9 protein-coding genes are annotated in these 19998 nt (G+C 62.9%); 4 read left to right on the top strand and 5 right to left on the bottom strand.

Annotation, left to right across the window (positions count from 1 at the left end):
* Positions 1-21: 21 nt before the first annotated feature.
* The 3 genes from J5X93_RS05245 to J5X93_RS05235 all read left to right on the top strand — a co-directional run bounded on the left by J5X93_RS05245 (position 22) and on the right by J5X93_RS05235 (position 8491).
* Positions 22-1704 (top strand): ShlB/FhaC/HecB family hemolysin secretion/activation protein, encoded by a 1683-nt coding sequence (locus J5X93_RS05245; RefSeq protein ID WP_102082416.1) that lies wholly within the window; start codon positions 22-24, stop codon positions 1702-1704.
* Positions 1705-1728: 24 nt separating this feature from the next.
* The gene (locus J5X93_RS05240) at positions 1729-6255 is read left to right on the top strand and encodes a hemagglutinin repeat-containing protein (protein ID WP_250034533.1); all 4527 of its coding nucleotides are present in this window, start codon (positions 1729-1731) and stop codon (positions 6253-6255) included.
* Between the two features lie 190 nt (positions 6256-6445).
* Positions 6446-8491: a PhoX family protein gene (locus tag J5X93_RS05235; protein WP_182941677.1), complete on the top strand. Its 2046-nt coding sequence runs from the start codon at positions 6446-6448 to the stop codon at positions 8489-8491.
* 94 nt (positions 8492-8585) lie between these two features.
* Here J5X93_RS05235 and J5X93_RS05230 read toward each other — a convergent pair whose 3' ends face one another.
* Together J5X93_RS05230 and purL are read right to left on the bottom strand one after the other, a co-directional pair.
* Positions 8586-8897, bottom strand: coding sequence for a YqfO family protein (locus J5X93_RS05230; RefSeq protein WP_043212432.1), 312 nt, complete (start codon positions 8895-8897; stop codon positions 8586-8588).
* Positions 8898-8899: 2 nt separating this feature from the next.
* Entirely contained in the window at positions 8900-12796 is a 3897-nt protein-coding gene (gene purL, locus J5X93_RS05225) for a phosphoribosylformylglycinamidine synthase (RefSeq protein ID WP_043212430.1), read from the bottom strand.
* Positions 12797-13071: 275 nt separating this feature from the next.
* On the opposite strand from purL, the gene mltF reads away from it, so the two are divergent.
* On the top strand, positions 13072-14529 hold the full coding sequence (gene mltF / locus J5X93_RS05220; RefSeq protein WP_043212426.1) for a membrane-bound lytic murein transglycosylase MltF: 1458 nt from the start codon (positions 13072-13074) through the stop codon (positions 14527-14529).
* A gap of 13 nt (positions 14530-14542) precedes the next feature.
* Here the strand turns inward: mltF and tadA are convergent, their stop codons facing one another.
* The 3 genes from tadA to J5X93_RS05205 form a co-directional block, all read right to left on the bottom strand.
* The gene (gene tadA, locus J5X93_RS05215; protein ID WP_043212425.1) at positions 14543-15022 is read right to left on the bottom strand and encodes a tRNA adenosine(34) deaminase TadA; all 480 of its coding nucleotides are present in this window, start codon (positions 15020-15022) and stop codon (positions 14543-14545) included.
* Entirely contained in the window at positions 15022-16404 is a 1383-nt protein-coding gene (locus J5X93_RS05210) for a multicopper oxidase family protein (protein WP_043212423.1), read from the bottom strand. The genes tadA and J5X93_RS05210 overlap by 1 nt, the downstream gene beginning before the upstream one ends.
* A gap of 182 nt (positions 16405-16586) precedes the next feature.
* Complete coding sequence (locus tag J5X93_RS05205; RefSeq protein WP_250034525.1) at positions 16587-19832, bottom strand: dermonecrotic toxin domain-containing protein; 3246 nt, start codon at positions 19830-19832, stop codon at positions 16587-16589.
* Positions 19833-19998: the final 166 nt, after the last annotated feature.

The following is a 19998-nucleotide window of genomic DNA, read 5'->3' as shown; positions in this document are numbered from 1 at the left end:
CAGCCATTGCGGGGCTTCTCCATGTCGACTTCCTTGCGTCGCTTCGCCAGGCCAATACTGGCCAGCCTGGCCCTTGCCTTGATGGTCCACCCAACTGCGTGGGCCAACGATCCCGCCACCTCGCAACTACGCGAGCAACAACGCACCCTGCAGCTTCAAGAACGCCGGCAGCGCCTCGAGCGATGGCAACGCCGTCGTCAGCCAGGCCCGGTACGGGTCGACCCTGCCCCACCTACTCGCGCAGATTCACACTGCTGGCCCACCGCCGGGTTACGCCTGAGCGGGAACCGAGTGCTATCGAATCAGCAGCTGGAAGCGGTCCTGCGTCCCCTGTGGCGCCCTTGCCTGAGCGTCGACGACGTCAACACGCTGCTCAGGGCCATCACCGACAGCTACGTCCAGGCAGGTTATCCGGCCAGCCGCCCTTACCTGGCGCATCGGCCCCAGGCCGGCAAGCCACTGGCTATCGTCATCGTCGAAGGCTTCGTCGAATCCATCGAACTGGCCGGTACCGACCTGCCGCTTTCCTTGCGAGGCGCCTTTCCCGACCTGCTCGGTCAGCCCTTGTACCTGCCCGCACTCGAGCAAGGCCTGGACCAGCTCAATCGCCTGCGGGCCTACGACTTGAACGCCGACCTGCTACCGGGCGAGATCCAAAGTGGTACACGCGTGGTCATCCAGCCGCGCCGCACCGGTTCGCGCTGGCACCTGGACAGCCGCCTGGACAACCGTGGCAGCGACCTGACCGGTCGTCATCGCCTCAACCTTGGGTTGGGACTGGACAGCCCACTGGGCTTGAACGACGACCTACGCCTGGGCGTGGCCTCGACCGTGTTCGACGCCCCCGGCCAAAGCCAAGGTGTGAACCTCTATTACAGCGTGCCCTACGGCCCGTGGAGCCTGGCCGTGAACGCCAGCTGGATGCGTTATCGCGCTCCCCTGCCACAACGGCGTCAGGTCAGCACCGGCGAAAGCCATCTCCAGGGCCTGAGCGTGGAACGCCTGCTATGGCGCAACAGCCAAGGGATGTTGAGTGCGCTCGCCCGACTGGACCGCAAGCAACTGGTCAACCGCATTCAACACACGGCGATCGCGCAGCAAAGCCCGACGCTGACCACCTTCGAGGCCGGCCTCAACCTGCTGTGGCTCGAAGGGGGACTGTGGAACGCCTATGTGGGCGTGTCCCAGAACCTGGACTGGTTTGGCGCCGAGCATTCACTGCTGCCCTCGGAAAGGGCTGCCCAAACGCATTGGCGCAAGTACCGGGCCAGCTTCGTGCATTTGCGCCAGGGGCCTGCGCAATGGCCCTGGCGTTGGCAGAGCGAGTTGAACCTTCAGTACAGCGAGCAACCGCTTCCGGCCATCGAGCAATTGCTGCTTAGCGACGACGCCGCCGTTCGCGGCTGGCGTCAGGACACGGTCGCCGGTGCCAGCGGCGCGGTCTGGCGCAACACCTTCAGCCAGCCCCTGCCCTTCTCCCGGACATTGGAGATACGCCCTCACCTGGGCCTGGACCTGGGCTGGACCCGCTTCACCCCCGCCAGCGCTCCCCAACGGATCGCAGGGGGCGCCCTGGGTGTAGTGCTAGGGCCTCCCGCCAATCACCTGCGCCTGGACTATCAACGAGCCCTGTACGCCAGCGAACGCAACCGCCGCTCGCTGGAACCTGGCCTCTGGGTCCTGGAGTGGACCCTGAGTCTCTGATCACACAACAAAAGAGAAAAAACAGTGACCCTTACTACCCACCCCCACTCGGTGAGCCCGGATGTCTTGCGCTGGGCCATTTTCATCGCCCTGGTGACATGCTCCTGCGCCGTGGCCGCAGATGGCCTGCAACCAACCACCGGGCCCGGCGGTACGCCGGTCGTCAACAATAACCACGGCGTACCGGTGATCGACATCGTCGCCCCTAACGCCCGCGGCCTGTCCCACAATCAGTTCCTCGACTACAACGTCGCCAAGCCCGGCGTGGTGCTCAACAACGCCTTGCGGCCTGGCCAATCACAACTGGTCGGAGCCCTGAACGCCAATCCACAATTCCAGGGCCAGGCCGCGTCGACCATCCTCAACGAAGTCGTCAGCCGCAACGCCTCGCTGATCGAGGGACCGCAGGAGATTTTCGGTCGCGCCGCCGACTACATCCTGGCCAACCCCAACGGCATCACCCTCAATGGCGGCAGCTTCATCAACACCACACGTGCCGGACTGCTGGTCGGCACGCCGGACATCCAGGATCAACAGATCCGCTTTCTCGATACCCTGAACGCCAGCGGTACCCTGCAGGTGCTCGAAGGCGGACAATCCAACCGCGAGGCGGCGCTGGAGCTGATCGCCCCACGCATCGATCAGCACGGGGCGCTCGAAGCCCGCACAGATCTGAACCTGACTGTCGGGCGAAATCGCATCGATGCCCAGGACGGGCAAATCATTCAGCACCTGCCCAGCGCCCCGGCCAGCATCGATGCCAGCCTGTTCGGCGCCATGCGTGCCGGGCGCATCCGGGTGGTAAGCACTGCCGAAGGTGCAGGTGTACGCGTGGGCCCTTCCCCATTGAGCGCGGATAATGGCATCAGCGTCCGTTCTTCAGGCACCCTGCACGTCAGCGGCACCGCCGATGAACGTGCGCGTCTGCGCACCGAGCAGGGTGAACTGGCGTTGACCGCAGCTGGCGACCTGACGCTCGACACCGTCGAGGCCAAAGCCGGGCGTATCGAATTCACCGCCGGCAACAAATTGACCCTGGACGCCAAGACTCGGGAAAGCCTCCAGCGCGATCATGAACAATGGAACAACAAGTTCCTCTTCGTCACCACCGAGACCTACAACCGCAAGCGCACCACCACCGACCGTCAGCAACAAGGGACACTGCTGCACGCCGACGAAGGGATCGCACTGCAATCAGGCGATGACATGCGCCTGGTGGCGGCGGACCTTCGAACCCGAGGCGAGCTGAGGCTCGACAGCGCGGCCAAGCTCGATGTCGAAGCCGGCATCGACAGTCAACGGATCGAAGAACAGGTGCGCCACCGCAAGCACCTGTGGCGCGGCGACAGCGATACCGACCGCTACAAGGAAACCGCCAACGCCAGCCAGCTGGAAGGCGGACGCATCGTGATGACCGCCGGCGATACGCTCAAGGTGCAGGGCAGCCGCCTGCAAAGCCAGGGCGACACCCTATTCAAGGCCGGCCAGGTGAGCGTGACCACGACCACCCTGCAGGACACAGGCACACAACGCGACTATCGGGGCGATCTGGTCTCCGGCGCCTTCTTCGGTTCACGCGATGGCAACGAACGCCAGGGTCAGACGGTGGCCGGCAGCGAGCTCAAGGTAGGAGGCGATCTCGACATCATCGCCGATCAGGTCACGGTCAAGGGCAGTACCTTGAGCAGCCAGGGCGATTCGGTCCTGTTCAGCGAAAAGGGCCTGCTGGCCATCGAGGCCGATCGCAACCGCATCACCACGACCGAGCACGAGCGCGACAGCAAGCTGTTTGGCCTGTTCGGTAGCGACCAGACACGCACCACGCGCCAGGAGCAAGCAATCGTCAGCGACCTGAACGCCACCAGCGACCTGCGCCTGGCCAGTGCTGAAGAGATGCGCCTGATCGGCGCCAAGGCCACGGCAGGCAAAACGCTGCAGGTGCAGGCCAAGGGCGACCTGCTGATCGCCAGCGCGCAAGCCCAGACCCACAGCGAAACCCAGCAGGTACAGCGCGGGCTGAAAGCCAGCGCCCGCCAGACCCAGGATGCCCAGGACGGTAAGGCGGATTCGCGCCAGTTCGAAGCGAGCCTGGGGTACCAGGTCACCAACACCCAACAGCAGGCCGATCAGACGATGCAGACACCCAGTGAACTCAAAGGGGCAACGGTAAGCCTCGACAGCGGCGCTCACCTACAGGTCGATGGCTCCAGGGCCCAGGCCACCGCCGGCACGCTCACCGCCCAGGGCGCGAAAATCTCCCTCGGCGCAACGCACGATACCGTCCGATCGACCACCGAAAAGATCCGCAGCGAAGGAGGCCTCACAGTCTCGGGTGGCATCGACCGGCTGGGCAGCGCCACGACAGGCCAGCGTCGCCAGAACACCACCGTCGAAAACGACAGCACGGCCGTGCGCAGCGAACTGCTGGCCAAGGGCGATCTGACGCTCTCTACCGCAAACCTTGCCAGCGACGCCGCCCGGGTGGAGGCAGGCGGGACCTTGCAGGTCAACGCAGGGCAGATCGACAACCGGGCCGTTGAAGACCTCAAAGAGCGCAAGCAGGATGCCACCGACTGGCGCGCCGGCCTTGGCGCCAGCTTGGAATACCGCGACCTGACCCGGCCCATCGAGCGCCTGGTCCAAGGCGAGGAGGCTGCGCGCTTCCAACAAGCCTCGGTCGAGGATGCCCTGGCCGCCCCCAGCATCGGCGGCGACCTGACTGTCGAGCACATCAAGCGCCTGGAAAACCAGCGACGAGGCTATGCACAGGTCAGCGAATTCACCGGTGCCTCGGTCCATGTCAAGGCCGACCGGATCGAGGACCAAGGCACTCAATGGCGAGCCACTGCCGGCACGCTGAAGATCGACGCCGGGCGCCATCAACTGAAAGCGGCCAGCGATTCCCAGTCCGACACCCTTCAGCGCCTGGATGCCGGGGGCGACCTACGCGTGGACACCAGTACCGGGCAGGACATCAATGGCCGCGGCGCAGGTAAGGGAGGCTCTGTGGATAAAACGCAAACCCAGCTCACCGCACGCCCTGGCGGGCTGTTCGGCCAACAAGGCGTCCAGATCCAGCTCGCAGGCCCGGGCCTCTATGAAGGCACGCGCGTCGATGCAGGCAACGGCGCCTTCAGCGCCCAGAGTACCGGCAGCTTGACCTTTGCCGCCGCGACCGACAGCACATCCAAGCAATCGCTCCAGCTCACCGGCAACGCCTGGCTCAAGGGCGGCAATCGCCCCGGCAGCACAGGCCTTGAGGGGCGTGGCTATCTTGACCGCGAGCGCGAGCAACGCCAATCGGGTAACGCCCACGTCGCGCAGATCGACGCCAAAGGCGACGTCATCCTCAAAAGCGGCGGCGACCTGCTGCTCGAAGGCACCCGTATCGGCAGCCGGGAGGCGCCCACAGGCGAGGTCCGCCTGGACAGCGATGGCTTGCTGCAGATCAAGGCCGCCCGCAATACCCAAACGGCCAGTGGCGGCAAGATCGGTGGAGGCCTGGAACTGGCCGCCAAGACGGGTAACAGCAAGGGGGGCGCCCTGGGCGGCCACTTCACCCATGCAAAACTGGATGAAGACGCCAACCAAGCGGTCGACGCGCGCATCGACACCCGCGCAGAAGTGCACATGAGCAGCCGCGCCCGCGAGGACGTCGCCCTGCACGCGCAAGGTCTGCACGTCTCGGCCACGCGGCTCGATCTGCAGACGCCCAATGGCGGCCTGCTGCTAGAGGCTTCAGGCAACCAGGACAAGCGCAGTAACCTGGACATCACCGGCGGCGCCGGCCTGACCCTCAGCCGAGGCGAACTCGACAGCCGCGGCCTGTATGGCCGGATCAAGCTCGACCTCGATAAACGCGACAACCAGACCTGGAATGCCAACACCCTACGCGCAGACCACATCAACCTGTACACCCAGGGCGATGCCCGCTTCGAAGGTACCAGCCTGGGAGCCGGACGTATCCAGGGTTCGGTTGGCGGCGACCTGTTGCTGGCCAGTCGCAAGGACCGCATCGATACCCTGACCGTCGGGGTAGATGCGCGCTTGAGCCAAGAGAAGAACCCACAAAGCTATACCAACGCGGCCAAAGCCCTGGCGGGCCCGGCATCAGGCAAAGTCGGCAATAAGACCAGCTCCGCCCTGAGCCAGGCCGAGCCCGGCTTGTCCCCTACCTTCAAGCTGGACCTGTCCCATCAACAGCGCGACACCGTGGCCCATCAAGCCACCTTCAAGGGCACCGACGGCATCGCCCTCAAGATCGGTGGCGATGCGAAGCTGGTGGGTGCGCGCTTGCTGTCGGCAAACGGCTCTGTCGAGCTGGATGCAGCCTCCGTCACCCGCCAAACCCTCTCGGGCACCGACTACCGTCGAGATGTCTCGATCGACGCGTCCAACTCGCCGGTCGACCTGGGGACAGCCATCGCCGAGCTGGCCAAGGACAAAGGCGCGGCCGAGGGCGACAACCCACTGGATCTGGGCCTGGTACGCACCAGTGGACACAACCGCACGGAGCAATGGGCCTCGCACATCGAGCAGAAGCGCCGCTAGGCCAACCGTGGCACGAGCAGGCATGCCTGCTCGTTTTCGAGGGCAAGGCCATCCATCACACATCTTGAAAACCAATCCTGGCCGTGACGAACGGGTTTCGGCGACCCTTTCATGGTTTTGCCAAAAAATCGTCATACTTTGCGTTCAAAGTCGCGGTCTTCCTTCCACTCAGCAACGCAAGGACACCCTGATGAGTCGAGAAAGCGGCGATAACCTTGATCGCAACTCCAGCGGCAACCTGCCCATGGCCAGTGTCATGGATGCCTACCTGAGCCGGCGCAGCGTCATGCGCGGCAGCTTGGGGGCGGCCATCGCGCTGATCGCAGGGGCAGGCCTGACCGGCTGCCTGGGCAGTGGCGCCAACCAAGGCACGCCCGCTCCGGCCCGTCCCGCCACTCCCAGGCCCAGACTGGGGTTCCAGTCGATCCCCGGCTCGCGTACCGATGGCTGCGCCGTGGCCGCCGGCTACAGCGCCTATGTACTGGCGCCCTGGGGCACACCGTTGAACAGCAAGGCCAGCCCCTGGAAAGCCGACGGCAGTAACACATCCACAGATCAGGCCAACGCCATGGGCATGCACCACGACGGCATGCACTTCTTTCCCATCGGTGGCAGTTCCGACGATGGCCTGCTGGCAATCAACTTCGAATACATCGACCCTGCCGCGCTGCACCCGAACGGCCCGACCACCTCTGCCAATGGCAAGCGCCCGGCCGAAGAAGTGCGCAAGGAAATCAACGCCCACGGCGCCGGCGTGGTTCGCCTGCGCAAACTCAACGGGCGCTGGCAGGTGGTCGACAATGACCCGCTCAACCGCCGCTTCACCACCGCCTCGCTGATGGAGATCGCCGGCCCTCTGCGCGGCAGCGAGCACGTCAAGACCCGATTCTCGCCCACCGGCACCCAGTGCCGTGGCACCAACAACAACTGCGGTAACGGCTATACACCCTGGGGCACTTACCTCACGTGCGAGGAGAACTGGCCCGGCATCTTCGTCAACAAGGGCACCCGCCCTGCCGACCAAGTGCGCATCGGCGTGGCCACCTCGAGCGGCCAGTACGGCTGGGAGAGCGCCGCAGGTGACCGCAGCGAAGCCAACGACGAGTTCGCCCGCTTCGACATCACCCCTCGCGGCGCCAGTGCCACCGAGGACTACCGCAACGAAGCCAGCACTTACGGCTACATCGTCGAGATCGACCCGTACGACGCCCGCACGCGCGCCGTCAAACGCACCGCGCTGGGCCGGTTCCGCCATGAGGGCTGCTGTCCTGGCCTGGCGGTAGCCGGCAAGCCGCTGGTCTGGTACATGGGCGACGACTCCAACAATGAATACCTGTACAAGTTCGTCTCTGACGCTGTCTGGGACCCTGCCGACGCCAACCCGAGCGATCGACTGGCCACCGGCGCCAAGTACCTGGACCACGGAAAGCTCTACGTGGCGCGCTTCGATGCCGACGGCACCGGCCACTGGCTGTTGCTCGCCCCCGGCACAGCCACCACCGGCGGCAGCACCTTGGGTGCGCTGTACGGCGACCTGGCCGGGATCATTCTCAACACCCGGGGTGCTGGCGATGCCGTGGGCGCAACGCCCATGGACCGCCCGGAGTGGACGGCGGTCAATCCCCTCAATGGTGACGCCTATGTCACCCTGACCAACAACAGCGAACGCACACCGGCCAAGGTCGATGCGGCCAACCCACGCGGCCCGAACCGCCACGGCCACATCATCCGTTGGCACGACAGCGACGATCAGCGCAGCTTCACCTGGGACATCTTCGTCTTTGGCGCCAATGCCGATGGCGGTGCCGACATCAATCGTTCGGGCCTGACCGAACTGAACCAGTTCGCCAGCCCCGATGGAATGAGTTTCGATAGCCGCGGTGTGCTGTGGTTCGAGACCGACAACAGCGAATCGAGCGTGACCCGCTATACCAATGACCAGTTGCTCGCGGTGATCCCCACCGATCTGGTGGACGCAAACGGCAGGCAAGTGCCGATCGATGCCCGCAACCAGGCAGACTTGCGCCGCTTCTTCGTCGGGCCGAACGGCTGCGAAGTGACTGGCATCACCTTCACTCCCGACAACAAGACGTTGTTCGTCAACATCCAGCATCCGGCCAACTGGCCCCGCAGTGACATCGCTACCGACGCCACCCCCACGGGCAGCCGCGTGCGGCCTCGGTCGTCGACCGTGGTGATTCAACGCAACGATGGAGGAGAGATCGGCATCGGCTGATGCCTGTAGAAAGGGCCGCTACGCGTCCCATCGCAAGCGTCGAGCGCGCTGCGATGGGCTGCATAGCGGCCCCTGGGATATCACACGAACGGGTTCAGAACTCGGCGAGCCGCCAGACCTCGTAGGCTGGCGTCTCGTACGGGTGGCTCGCCTTGAGCGCGGCGACGACTTGGGCGATCAACTCATCCGCCACCACCAGCTCGACCTTCCACTCCTCCACCTGCTCGACCTGACCGGTCTGCCCGAGGTACGGCTGGCTGCCGTCCAACGGGCGGAACTGGCCCAGGCCCTGCGTCTGCCAGGCACAGTGGTCATAGTCGCCGATGCGTCCGCCGCCTGCGGCGAACACAGCGGCCTTGACCACTTCCACATGGCTCGGCGGCACGAAGAAGGCGAGCTTGTACACGTTTAGTTCACCCAGACGCGCGCATTGCGGAACATGCGCATCCAGGCGCCGTCTTCCTGCCACTCGTCCGGACGCCAGGAGTTCTGCACGGCACGGAATACACGCTCAGGGTGCGGCATCATAATGGTCACGCGACCGTCGCGGCTGGTGAGACCGGTGATGCCGCGCGGCGAGCCGTTCGGGTTGGCCGGGTAGGCCTCGGTGACCTTGCCGTGGTTGTCGACAAAGCGCAGGGCCACGCAACCGGACAGGTCCGCTTCCAACAGGGCTTCCTCGCTGGCGAACTCGGCATGGCCTTCACCGTGGGCGATGGCAATCGGCATGTGCGAACCGGCCATGCCCTGCAGGAAGATCGAGTTGGACTTCTGCACCTCGACCATCGCCACCCGCGCCTCGAACTGCTCCGAACGGTTGCGCACGAAGTGCGGCCAGTACTCGGTGCCCGGGATGAGTTCGTGCAGGTTGGACATCATCTGGCAACCATTGCACACGCCCAGGGCGAAGCTGTCGTTACGCTCGAAGAACGCCTGGAAGGCTTCACGGGCACGGCTGTTGAACAGCGCCGACTTGGCCCAGCCTTCACCGGCGCCCAACACGTCACCGTAGGAGAAGCCACCGCAGGCCACCAGGCCCTTGAACTCGGCGAAGTCGACACGACCGGCGAGAATGTCGCTCATGTGCACATCGATGGCGGCAAAGCCTGCGCGGTCGAAGGCGGCAGCCATCTCGACCTGGCCGTTGACGCCCTGCTCGCGCAGGATGGCCACTTGCGGGCGCACGCCCTTCTTGATGTACGGCGCTGCGATGTCGTCGTTGACGTCGAAGCCCAGCTTGACCGACAGGCCTGGGTTTTCTTCTTCCAGCAGGACGTCGTATTCCTGGTCAGCGCAATCGGCGTTGTCACGCAGGCGCTGGATCTGGTAGCTGGTCTCGGCCCACTGGCGCTGCAGCAGACGACGCTGGTCGTCGAACAGCACTTCGCCATTGAGGCTGATGGACACTTCACCGTTGTTGACCGGTTTACCGATCACCGCGACGCAGTCGCCCAGGCCAGCGGCGCTGAACTGTGCCAGCACGTCCGGGGTGGCGTCCTGGCGAACCTGGATGACCGCGCCCAGCTCTTCGTTGAAGAGAATGGCCGGTACGTCGCCTTTGCTGTCGGTCAGCGGATCGAGTTGCAGGTCCAGACCGCAGTGGCCAGCGAAGGCCATCTCCAGCACGGTGGTCAGCAGGCCGCCGTCGGAACGGTCGTGGTAGGCCAGCAGGTGGCCGTCGGCGTTCAGGCCCTGAACCACTGCGAAGAAGGCCTTGAGATCCTCTGGGTCGTCGACGTCCGGTGCCTGGGCGCCGAGCTTGCCGAAGGTCTGGGCCAGGATCGAGGCGCCCATGCGGTTCTTGCCGCGGCCCAGGTCGATCAGGATCAGGTCGGTCTCGCCCTTGTCCATGCGCAGTTGCGGCGTCAGGGTGTCACGGATGTCGACCACCGGTGCGAAGCCGCTGACGATCAGCGACATCGGTGCGGTGACGCTCTTCTCGACGCCGTCCTCGCTCCATTTGGTCTTCATCGACATGGAGTCCTTGCCCACCGGAATGGTCAGGCCCAGCTCAGGGCACAGCTCCATGCCGACGGCCTTGACGGTGTCGTACAGGCGGGCGTCTTCACCCGGGTGCCCAGCCGCGGACATCCAGTTGGCCGACAGTTTGATGTCGGAGAGCTTCTCGATACGGGCACCGGCCAGGTTGGTCAATACTTCGCCGATGGCCATACGGCCAGAGGCTGGGGCATCGAGCAGGGCCAGCGGGGTGCGCTCGCCCATGGCCATGGCTTCGCCGGTGTAGACGTCGAAGCTGGTGGCGGTGACGGCGCAGTCGGCCACCGGGACCTGCCACGGGCCGACCATCTGATCGCGGGCGACCAGGCCGGTGATGGTGCGGTCGCCGATGGTGATCAGGAAGCTCTTGCTGGCAACGGCCGGGTGGTGCAGGACGCGCTCGACGGCGTTGTCCAGGTCCAGCGTGCTCGGGTCGAAGTCATCGCCCAGCTCGGCTTCACGGGTGACCGAGCGGTGCATGCGCGGCGGCTTGCCGAGCAGCACATCCAGCGGCATGTCCACCGGGGTGTTGTCGAAATGGCTGTCGGTGACGGTGAGGTGTTTCTCCTCGGTGGCTTCGCCGACCACGGCGAACGGGCACCGCTCGCGCTCGCAGATGGCCTTGAAGCGCTCGAAGTCCTCGGCGCTGACCGCAAGCACGTAACGTTCCTGGGACTCGTTGCTCCAGATCTCGTGCGGGGCCATGCCCGGCTCGTCGTTGGGCACGTTGCGCAGTTCGAAACGCCCACCGCGACCACCGTCGTTGACCAGTTCAGGGAAGGCGTTGGAAATACCACCGGCGCCGACGTCATGGATGAAGGCGATCGGGTTCTTGTCGCCCAGTTGCCAGCAGCGGTCGATGACCTCCTGGCAACGGCGTTCCATTTCCGGGTTTTCGCGCTGTACCGAGGCGAAGTCCAGGTCGGCGGAGCTGGCGCCGGTGGCAACCGACGAAGCCGCGCCGCCACCCAGGCCGATCAGCATGGCCGGGCCGCCGAGCACGATCAGCTTGGCGCCGACAGTGATTTCGCCCTTCTGCACGTGGTCTTCACGGATGTTGCCCATACCGCCGGCGAGCATGATCGGCTTGTGGTAGCCGCGCACTTCTTCACCGCGCGGGGTGTCGATGGCTTGCTCGAAGGTACGGAAGTAGCCGGTCAGGGCCGGACGGCCGAACTCGTTGTTGAATGCGGCGCCGCCCAGGGGGCCTTCGACCATGATGTCGAGAGCGTCGACGATACGGCCCGGCTTGCCATAGGCCTGCTCCCACGGCTGTTCGAAGCCAGGGATGCGCAGGTTGGAAACGGTGAAGCCGGTCAGGCCGGCCTTGGGCTTGGCCCCACGACCGGTGGCGCCTTCGTCGCGGATCTCGCCGCCGGAGCCGGTGGAGGCGCCGGAGAACGGGGCGATGGCGGTCGGGTGGTTGTGGGTCTCGACCTTCATCAGGATATGCACCGGCTCCTGGACCGCGCCGTACTGGCGGGTTTCAGGATTCGGGAAGAAGCGGCCCGCCACGTGGCCGACGATGACCGAGGCGTTGTCCTTGTACGCGGACAGCACGCCTTCGCTGTGCATCTGGTAGGTGTTCTTGATCATGCCGAACAGGCTCTTTTCCTGAGCCTGGCCGTCGATGTCCCAACTGGCGTTGAAGATCTTGTGGCGGCAGTGTTCGGAGTTGGCCTGGGCGAACATCATCAGCTCGATGTCGTTCGGGTTGCGCTTGAGGCCCTGGAAGGCATTGACCAGGTAGTCGATCTCGTCTTCGGCCAGGGCCAGGCCCAGGTCGACGTTGGCCTGGGCCAGTGCGGCACGGCCACCGCCGAGAATGTCCACGGAGGTCATCGGCTTGGGCTGGGCGTGGCTGAACAGGTCCGCTGCGTCCTCCAGACGGGCCAGCACGCGCTGGGTCATGCGGTCGTGCAGCTCGGCGGCGATCAGCGCGACGTCGGCATCGGACAGCTCCCCGGCGACGTAGTAGGCGATACCGCGCTCCAGGCGCTGGATGCTCTGCAGGCCGCAGTTATGGGCGATGTCACTGGCCTTGCTGGCCCAGGGCGAGATGGTGCCCAAGCGCGGGACCACCAGGAACAGGCGACCGGCCGGCTCCTGGACCGGAACGCTCGGACCGTACTTGAGCAGACGCCCCAGCACCTGCTGCTGGTCGGCGGTCAGCTCGCCATCGACATCGGCGAAGTGGGCGAATTCGGCATACAAACCAGTAACAGCGGGGACTTTCTGGCTCAGTTGCTCGAGTAACTTACCGTGGCGGAAGGCAGAAAGGGCAGGAGCGCCGCGCAGGATCAACATCGTCGGGACAGCCTCAGGAAGGGGTGTGCTTAGAGGCCGTGCATTCTAGCCTAATTCGCAGACTTTCGGCACCCGCTCTAAGCCAATGCTGCCGGGCGGCGGAACCGGACTTCGGGGTCAGAAATATCGCTTCAAGCGGCAAGCCTCAAGCGCAAAGAAAATGCAGGCCGCCACGGTCCGCTTTTCGCTTATCGCTTGCCGCCTGAATCAGCTAGCAGACCTGCCAACCATTGTCGAGATATGGCGGGACCGGTCCTTTGCGTATACTGCAACCTATGTTCGCCCTCACTGCTTTGCGCCAGCGCTGCGCCAGATGGCTCTTCGCAACCGGACTCTTCCTGCTGCTCGGTGCCTGTGTTGAAAAACCCAGCACCCTCGAGCGCGTCAAGGAGGACGGCGTGCTGCGCGTGATAACCCGCAACAGCCCCGCCACCTATTTCCAGGACCGCAACGGTGAAACCGGTTTCGAGTACGAACTGGTCAAGCGTTTTGCCGACGAACTGGGCGTGAAACTCGAGATCGAGACCGCCGACAGCCTCGATGAACTGTTCGACCAGCTGGGCAAGCCCTCCGGCCCGGTGCTGGCCGCCGCCGGACTGGTCAGCAGCGAAAAACGCACGGCCCAGGCAAGGTTCTCCCACCCTTACCTTGAGGTGACCCCGCAGGTCATCTACCGCAACGGCCGCTCACGCCCCACCAACGTCAAGGGGCTCATCGGCAAGAAGATCATGGTGCTCAAGGGCAGCAGCCACGCCGATCAACTGGCCGAACTGAAAAAGCAGAATCCTGCCCTGGTATACGAAGAGTCCGACGCGGTCGAGGTCGTTGATCTACTGCGCATGGTCGATGAAGGCCAGATCGACCTGACCTTGGTGGATTCCAACGAACTGGCCATGAACCAGGTCTACTTCCCCAACGTCCGAGTGGCCTTCGACCTGGGGGATTCCCGCGATCAACGCTGGGCGGTTGCCGCCGGCGAAGACAACAGCCTGCTCAACGAGGTCAACGAGTTTCTCGACAAGTCGCAGAAGAACGGCACCCTTCAGCGCCTGAAGGATCGCTACTACGGCCATGTCGACGTGCTCGGCTATGTCGGGGCCTACACCTTCGCTCAACACTTGCAGCAGCGCTTGCCCAAGTACGAGAAGCATTTTCGCACCACCGCCAAGGCCGAGCAGGTGGACTGGCGCCTGCTGGCGGCGATCGGTTACCAGGAATCGATGTGGCAGCCGGAGGTTACCTCCAAGACCGGCGTGCGCGGCTTGATGATGCTGACCCAACGCACCGCCCAGGCCATGGGCGTGTCCAATCGCCTGGACCCGAAACAGAGCATCCAGGGCGGCGCCAAATATTTCATGCTCGTCAAGGACCAGCTCGACGAGAGCATCAAGGAACCGGATCGCACCTGGTTCGCCCTGGCCGCCTACAACGTCGGCAGCGGCCACCTGGAAGACGCACGCATGCTAGCCAAACGAGAAGGCCTGAATCCGAACAAGTGGCTGGACGTGAAGAAAATGCTGCCGCGCCTGTCGCAGAAGCAGTGGTACCGCAAGACCCGCTACGGCTATGCCCGCGGTGGCGAACCGGTGCACTTCGTGGCCAACATCCGCCGTTACTACGACATCCTTACCTGGGTGACCCAGCCGCAGCTCGAGGGGCAGGTGGCCGAAGGCAACCTGCACGTGCCGGGGGTCAACAAGGACAAGCCGGCCGAACAGCCCTCGCCGATGTGACGCACAGGCGTTGCTAGCACTTGGCCCGCCGTGCCTTGAAGAAATCGCTCAGAATCTGCCCGCACGCCTCGGCCAATACCCCTCCCTCGAACATCACCCGATGATTCAAAAAGCCCTGGGTGAAGAACTGCCCCTGGCTCTGCACGATCCCGGCCTTGGGCTCCAACGCGCCATAAACCACCCGCGCAATGCGCGAATGCACGATCAGCCCGGCGCACATGCTGCACGGCTCCAGTGTCACGTACAGCGTACTGCCGGGCAGTCGGTAGTTGCTGGCGGCCTGCGCGGCCGCACGGATAGCTACCATCTCGGCGTGCGCACTGGGATCGCTGTCGGTGATAGGACGGTTGAAGCCCTGTCCGATGACCTGGCCATGCTGCACCAGCACCGCGCCAACCGGCACCTCGCCCATGGCCGCCCCCTGTGCGGCGAGTTCCAGGGCTAATTGCATGAATTCCTGATCGCGGCTGCGATCGATGATCTGCGGACGCATCAGACCACCGCTATCGCGGCCATAAGGCCGGTTTCCATGTGGTCGATCACATGGCAATGGAACATCCAGGTACCAGGGTTATCAGCCACCAGCGCTACCTGGGCGCGCTCGTTCTTGCCCAGCAAATAGGTATCGGTGAACCAAGGTTCGACGATCTTGCGGCGATTGGACGCAATTACCTTGAAACTCATGCCATGCAAATGAATGGGATGCTGGTACTGGGTCATGTTTTTCAATTCGAAGATGTAACTCTTGCCCTTCTTTAGCGTGGCGATCGGGCGATCGGCGCAGGTCTTGTCGGTGATGTCCCAGGCCTGACCGTTGATCTGCCACAAGCTCGGTGGACGACCGTTGTCGGTATCCACCGACACCTTGCCGGCCCATTCGAAATTGAAGTTGAGCTTTTGCGCATTCTCCAAGTCCGGCTCGGCGATCGGGTTGGCCGGTAGCGCCTTGGGCCAATCCCCCGGCGCCTGGTCGCTGGCCACCGAACGCAGGGTCCCCAAGCGCACGAAGCCGTCACGCAGAGAAATCTCCTCGCCTGCCTCGGGGATGCGGATCGCCAGGCAAATGCGCATGCCTGGGCCGAGCCAGTAATCCTCTTCCAATACGCGCGGAGTGACGGGATTGCCATCGAGCGCGTACACCCGCGCCTCGCAGTTGCCCTTGAGGTTGATGCGGTAGGTCCAGGTGTTGTCCAGGTTCAACAGACGCACCCGCACCACCTGGCCTGCCGGCAGCTCGGTGACCGCGTCCGCCTGGCCGTTGATGGTGATCAGGCGCCCAGCCGTACCGTTGCGCGCGGCTTCGCGAGGGATACTGAACGGCAGCCAGCCCCCCTGTTCGTCCACGTGCCAGTTCTTCAGGCTCAAGGTCCGCTCATGCAGGAAACCGGTAGGCTCGCGCTCCTCGACGATCAACGGACCGACCAGGCCACGCCCCAGCTCTTCGGAACTGCTGACGTGGGGGTGGTACCAGTAGCTGCCAGCATCGGGCACACGGAACTTGTAGTCGAAGAACTCGCCCGGCTTGACTGGCAATTGCGAAACGTAGGGCACCCCGTCCATTTCCAGCGGCAGACGGATGCCATGCCAATGGATGGTCGTTTCCACGGGCAGGTGATTGATGAAGCGCACCCGCAACCAGGTGCCCTGACGGACACGCAGTTCAGTACCTGGCGCCGAGGGGCCAAAGGCCCAGGCCTGGGTTTTGAACCCCGGCACCAGCTCCACGTCCAGCGGAGCAGCGATCAGTTCATAATCGTGCCCGGCGTTCTCGTCCTCGACTTTGCCCAACCAGTAACGCGCCGCGCCTCCGGCGCCCAAGCCAACCACGGCAAGGCCGGTCAGGCCCTTGAGCATTTGTCGACGGGTAAAGGACATCGGTGCGGGTACCTCGTTTCTGCGCAATCAGTCTGCCAGCAGTGCTGGCAATGAAGGGCGAATACGATACACCTGCATTTGCGAAAGATTAAGTGAAGTATTGAGCGGGCGACTGGATCACCTTGTCGCAGCGGGAGCGCGCAAAAGGCCTGACTCCCCATAACCCTCTACGCGCCTCGCTATCAATTGCCCGCCTGTCCCACCGTCGCACTCCAGGAATTCTCCGCTCCTGCCCGGATTTTCAACCGCCACCCAAAGGGGGCATAGAAATCAACGGCAGCATCTCGAAATTCGAGATACGCCAGAGAACGCATCCCCGCCTTGGGCTTCAACACATCGTCAAGCAGGTCCGCGTAATCTGGACGTACGCGCTTAAGTGTGTCGAGGAACATCTGAGGACCACTGATTGCAAAGATCTTGCGCATATAGGGATTGGTCCCGTCAGCGTTTAGCCCGCGGGAACTTTCCAGCTCCCGCAGTGCGTCGATCTCATTGATCCAACGACGATAGGCCGCCTGCTGGATCTCCTGCAGGACCGGATTACCGGCGTGACTTGCAAAATGGCTGTTACCTGGGCCGTAAAAGCCCATTCTTGGTGACGAGACTGCCCCACCGGTCAATACATCATCCGGCCCCGCATAGAGTTCAGCGTCTTCGAACGCCCCGACCATGACGTCATCACAATCCATGTAGAGACCGCCGTATTCGTGAATCAGGCGATACCTCAAGATATCCGAAGCGGCCGCCAGATTTTGTCCGGTGCCACTGCGAAAGTAACGATAAGGCACCACGGTTTCATTATCGGTAAGAAACTTGAAGAAAAACGGCTCGTCCCTCAGCTCTGAAACCACCATGTTGGGAAACTCGGCGAACGCCTGTTTCAACCGATCCAGTTCACCCGTGAACGCGGCATTATCGACGTCCAGATGCAGCGTGAACTTCAAGCCAGGATTGGCACGAATGTTCGTCTTCATCGTTTCAATCAATTCTCCCCTGGGCCCTCGCTCACCAAGCCAAATCTGGTGAACTTCCCGGTTGATCGCACGGGCCTCCTGCGAGACGCCCGGAATACGAGGAAACGTGTAGATCTCATAACGCACGCCGAACCGAAGCGATGCCCGAGCCGCAAGAAACGACTTCACACTGCCTTGCTTCCAGACACCCTTATTGTTCAGCCAGTGGACCTTTCCATCATAAGATTTCCATCCCCCGATATCAGCATCGAAAGTGACGCGCGTGCCCTCGGCGGAGTTCATCGCGTAATACGTGTCTATCTGTTGTTCTTCTTCGAACGCCGGGCGCACCTCGATACCATCCAGGGGCACTTCGATCTGTACGGGAGGATGTGCACGAACCAGGGTAATGCCCGGTTTGACACGCTCCGGCAACGGCTCAGCCTGCGCTGTCACCTCGATGAAACTCTCACCACCGCGCAGGCCAGGTTTGACATCGATATCGGAATAAAACCCCTTCAACCGTTTGATATAGGGGCCTTGGATATCGGCCTCGTATGGAGAAACGATTCTGTACTGCCCTGCGCGCTCGATGCGCTCGACACGGTAGACCTTGGCATGTACCCGAGCGTAGCGAGTGAGGACTCCGGAAGCTGCGTCGGTTTCCTGATAGACAGCACCGAAATCATCCACCACCCATTTGCCGCCCTCGCCCAGCGGCCCGTTGTATTCGAACTTGGCCAGTTCATCGCGCAGTTGGGGTGACAATGAACGAAGGCCGTCGGGCTCGATACCGAACGCCTTTACACTGTCAAAGGTTTGAGCATGGAGGTTGGCGCGCGCCTGCCTTTGCGTCTCTTCATGCGCGCGACGGGCCATTCGCTCATCGGCCGATTCGTTGGCCCGCTCTTCTCGCTGACGGGCAATCTCTTGCTCCTGCTGCTCTGCCGTAGTGGCATTTTCCAGTTTTTCCTGGGGGGTGAGCGTATTTGCCTTTTGCCCTATCTCGTCCGCAGCCCCTGGGGTGACCGTATCGCCTACCCGCGCCGCAGCGCCTGCAGCCTTGGCCAGCTCCAAGGTGGCTGGCACAGCGTTGAGAATGCCAAAGACGATGCGGCGCTTGCCTTGCGCCTGATCCTCGACCGTGCCGTTGACGACCTCATCGGCTCCCAAGCCGATCAGCGCAGCGGACATCGTTGCCACGGGCAGCCAAAGTGCCGGGATCGCCATTGCAACGATACTGGTGACAGTCAATGCGGTGGACAGTACCTCGCCTGCGACCCCTTGATTGTAAGCGGCACGGCTTCGAATCAGCCGCACGGCATCGGACTGCAGACGGCTTTTCAGAGAGTTTTTGAAATGTGTGAACGGCCAAGGATGTAGAGCGGGGCCGAGGCTAATTTCATCGTGCGGATTCCAGCGGGAGTAATTGCCCACATGCCAAGAGGGAAAAGCCCCCAGCCCCAACAGCGCTGTCTTTAGGCCTGACACGAATATCCCGTCCGGGTCGTCTTCGGCCTTGAAATGACCTTCCAGAACCGTGCGTCGCTGAGTGAATCTGCACTGCAGGGCGAACCAGTCGCAAAGCGCTGCCATATCCTCAAAACCCTGCAGCGGCGAAGAATTGCCGGGGATGTAAACCAGCAGGCGTCCGGACTGTTCATCCTTGAAGACAATAATGTCGCTCGCCGTATAGCGATAAACCAAGAGCTCGCGAATGCTAACGACATGCTGATCGAGCGCCGCTTGTTCGAACGCCTGGTAAGTCAGTGTTTCCCAAGTGGTGGACACCTCAAGCCCCAAGGCCCTGAGCACCATGTACTTGTCATTGAGCGTCAGCGAACCTTCTTCATGCTGAACAAAGGCAGCCCTGAGCACCGATGCCTTGATCAGCAAGTTGTAATCGCGCTCATGAAGACGCCAGAAGTTCTTCAAGTGCCTCAGATAGTTCGCTTGAAGATCGGCCTCCCAGGCGAAATGTTTGAACTGCTTCGGGTCCAGGCGGACTTGCGTATCACTGGAAAAGCGCTGAGGCGTGGTCTTGCGATAGATCGCCTCATAGGCAAAGCAGTTATCCAACGGCAGAGGCGCCTCGCTGATGACCGTGGGATAGCCCTCGACCCTGAACGCCTCCAATGTCCCAAGATGACTAAAGAGGCTGCCATCACCCTGTTGCTGCCAATTACGCATCAGGGCATCGGTCAAGGTCATGGACGATGCGATGTTTGCGCGTTGATCACCCTCATCCCAGGCATCGATATACAAGGTCGTGATGAACAGATCATCAGGGTCGACATCCAGCGCCAACGCTTGCAATACATAGGCCTTGGCCACGTCATGGGCGAATTTGCGCGGCGATGGATAGTCCAATGCCTGCTGGTTCACGAAGTCCTTCAATAAAAAAGGCCCACTCGCTTCCTGCCTGGAGGCAGTTACTTCGTCGTATAAATCCTGGAAAACGCTTCGCTCGGTCATTTCGACAGTCCTTCGCAATGAAGGCCATAGCATGCGAAGTCTGTCGATTCTTAAAAATCCAACTATTTACCACCTGCTGAGAACCCGCCATCCGCTGCGGCGCGCCCAACAAAAAGCCCGCAGATATGCGGGCTTTTTGTTGGCGCTTCAGTTGCCGGGTTACTCC

Origin of the sequence: Pseudomonas sp. BYT-1 (assembly GCF_023611805.1) — a bacterium.
GTDB classification, from domain to species: domain Bacteria; phylum Pseudomonadota; class Gammaproteobacteria; order Pseudomonadales; family Pseudomonadaceae; genus Aquipseudomonas; species Aquipseudomonas guariconensis.
This window is presented reverse-complemented; position numbering and strand designations above follow the sequence as displayed.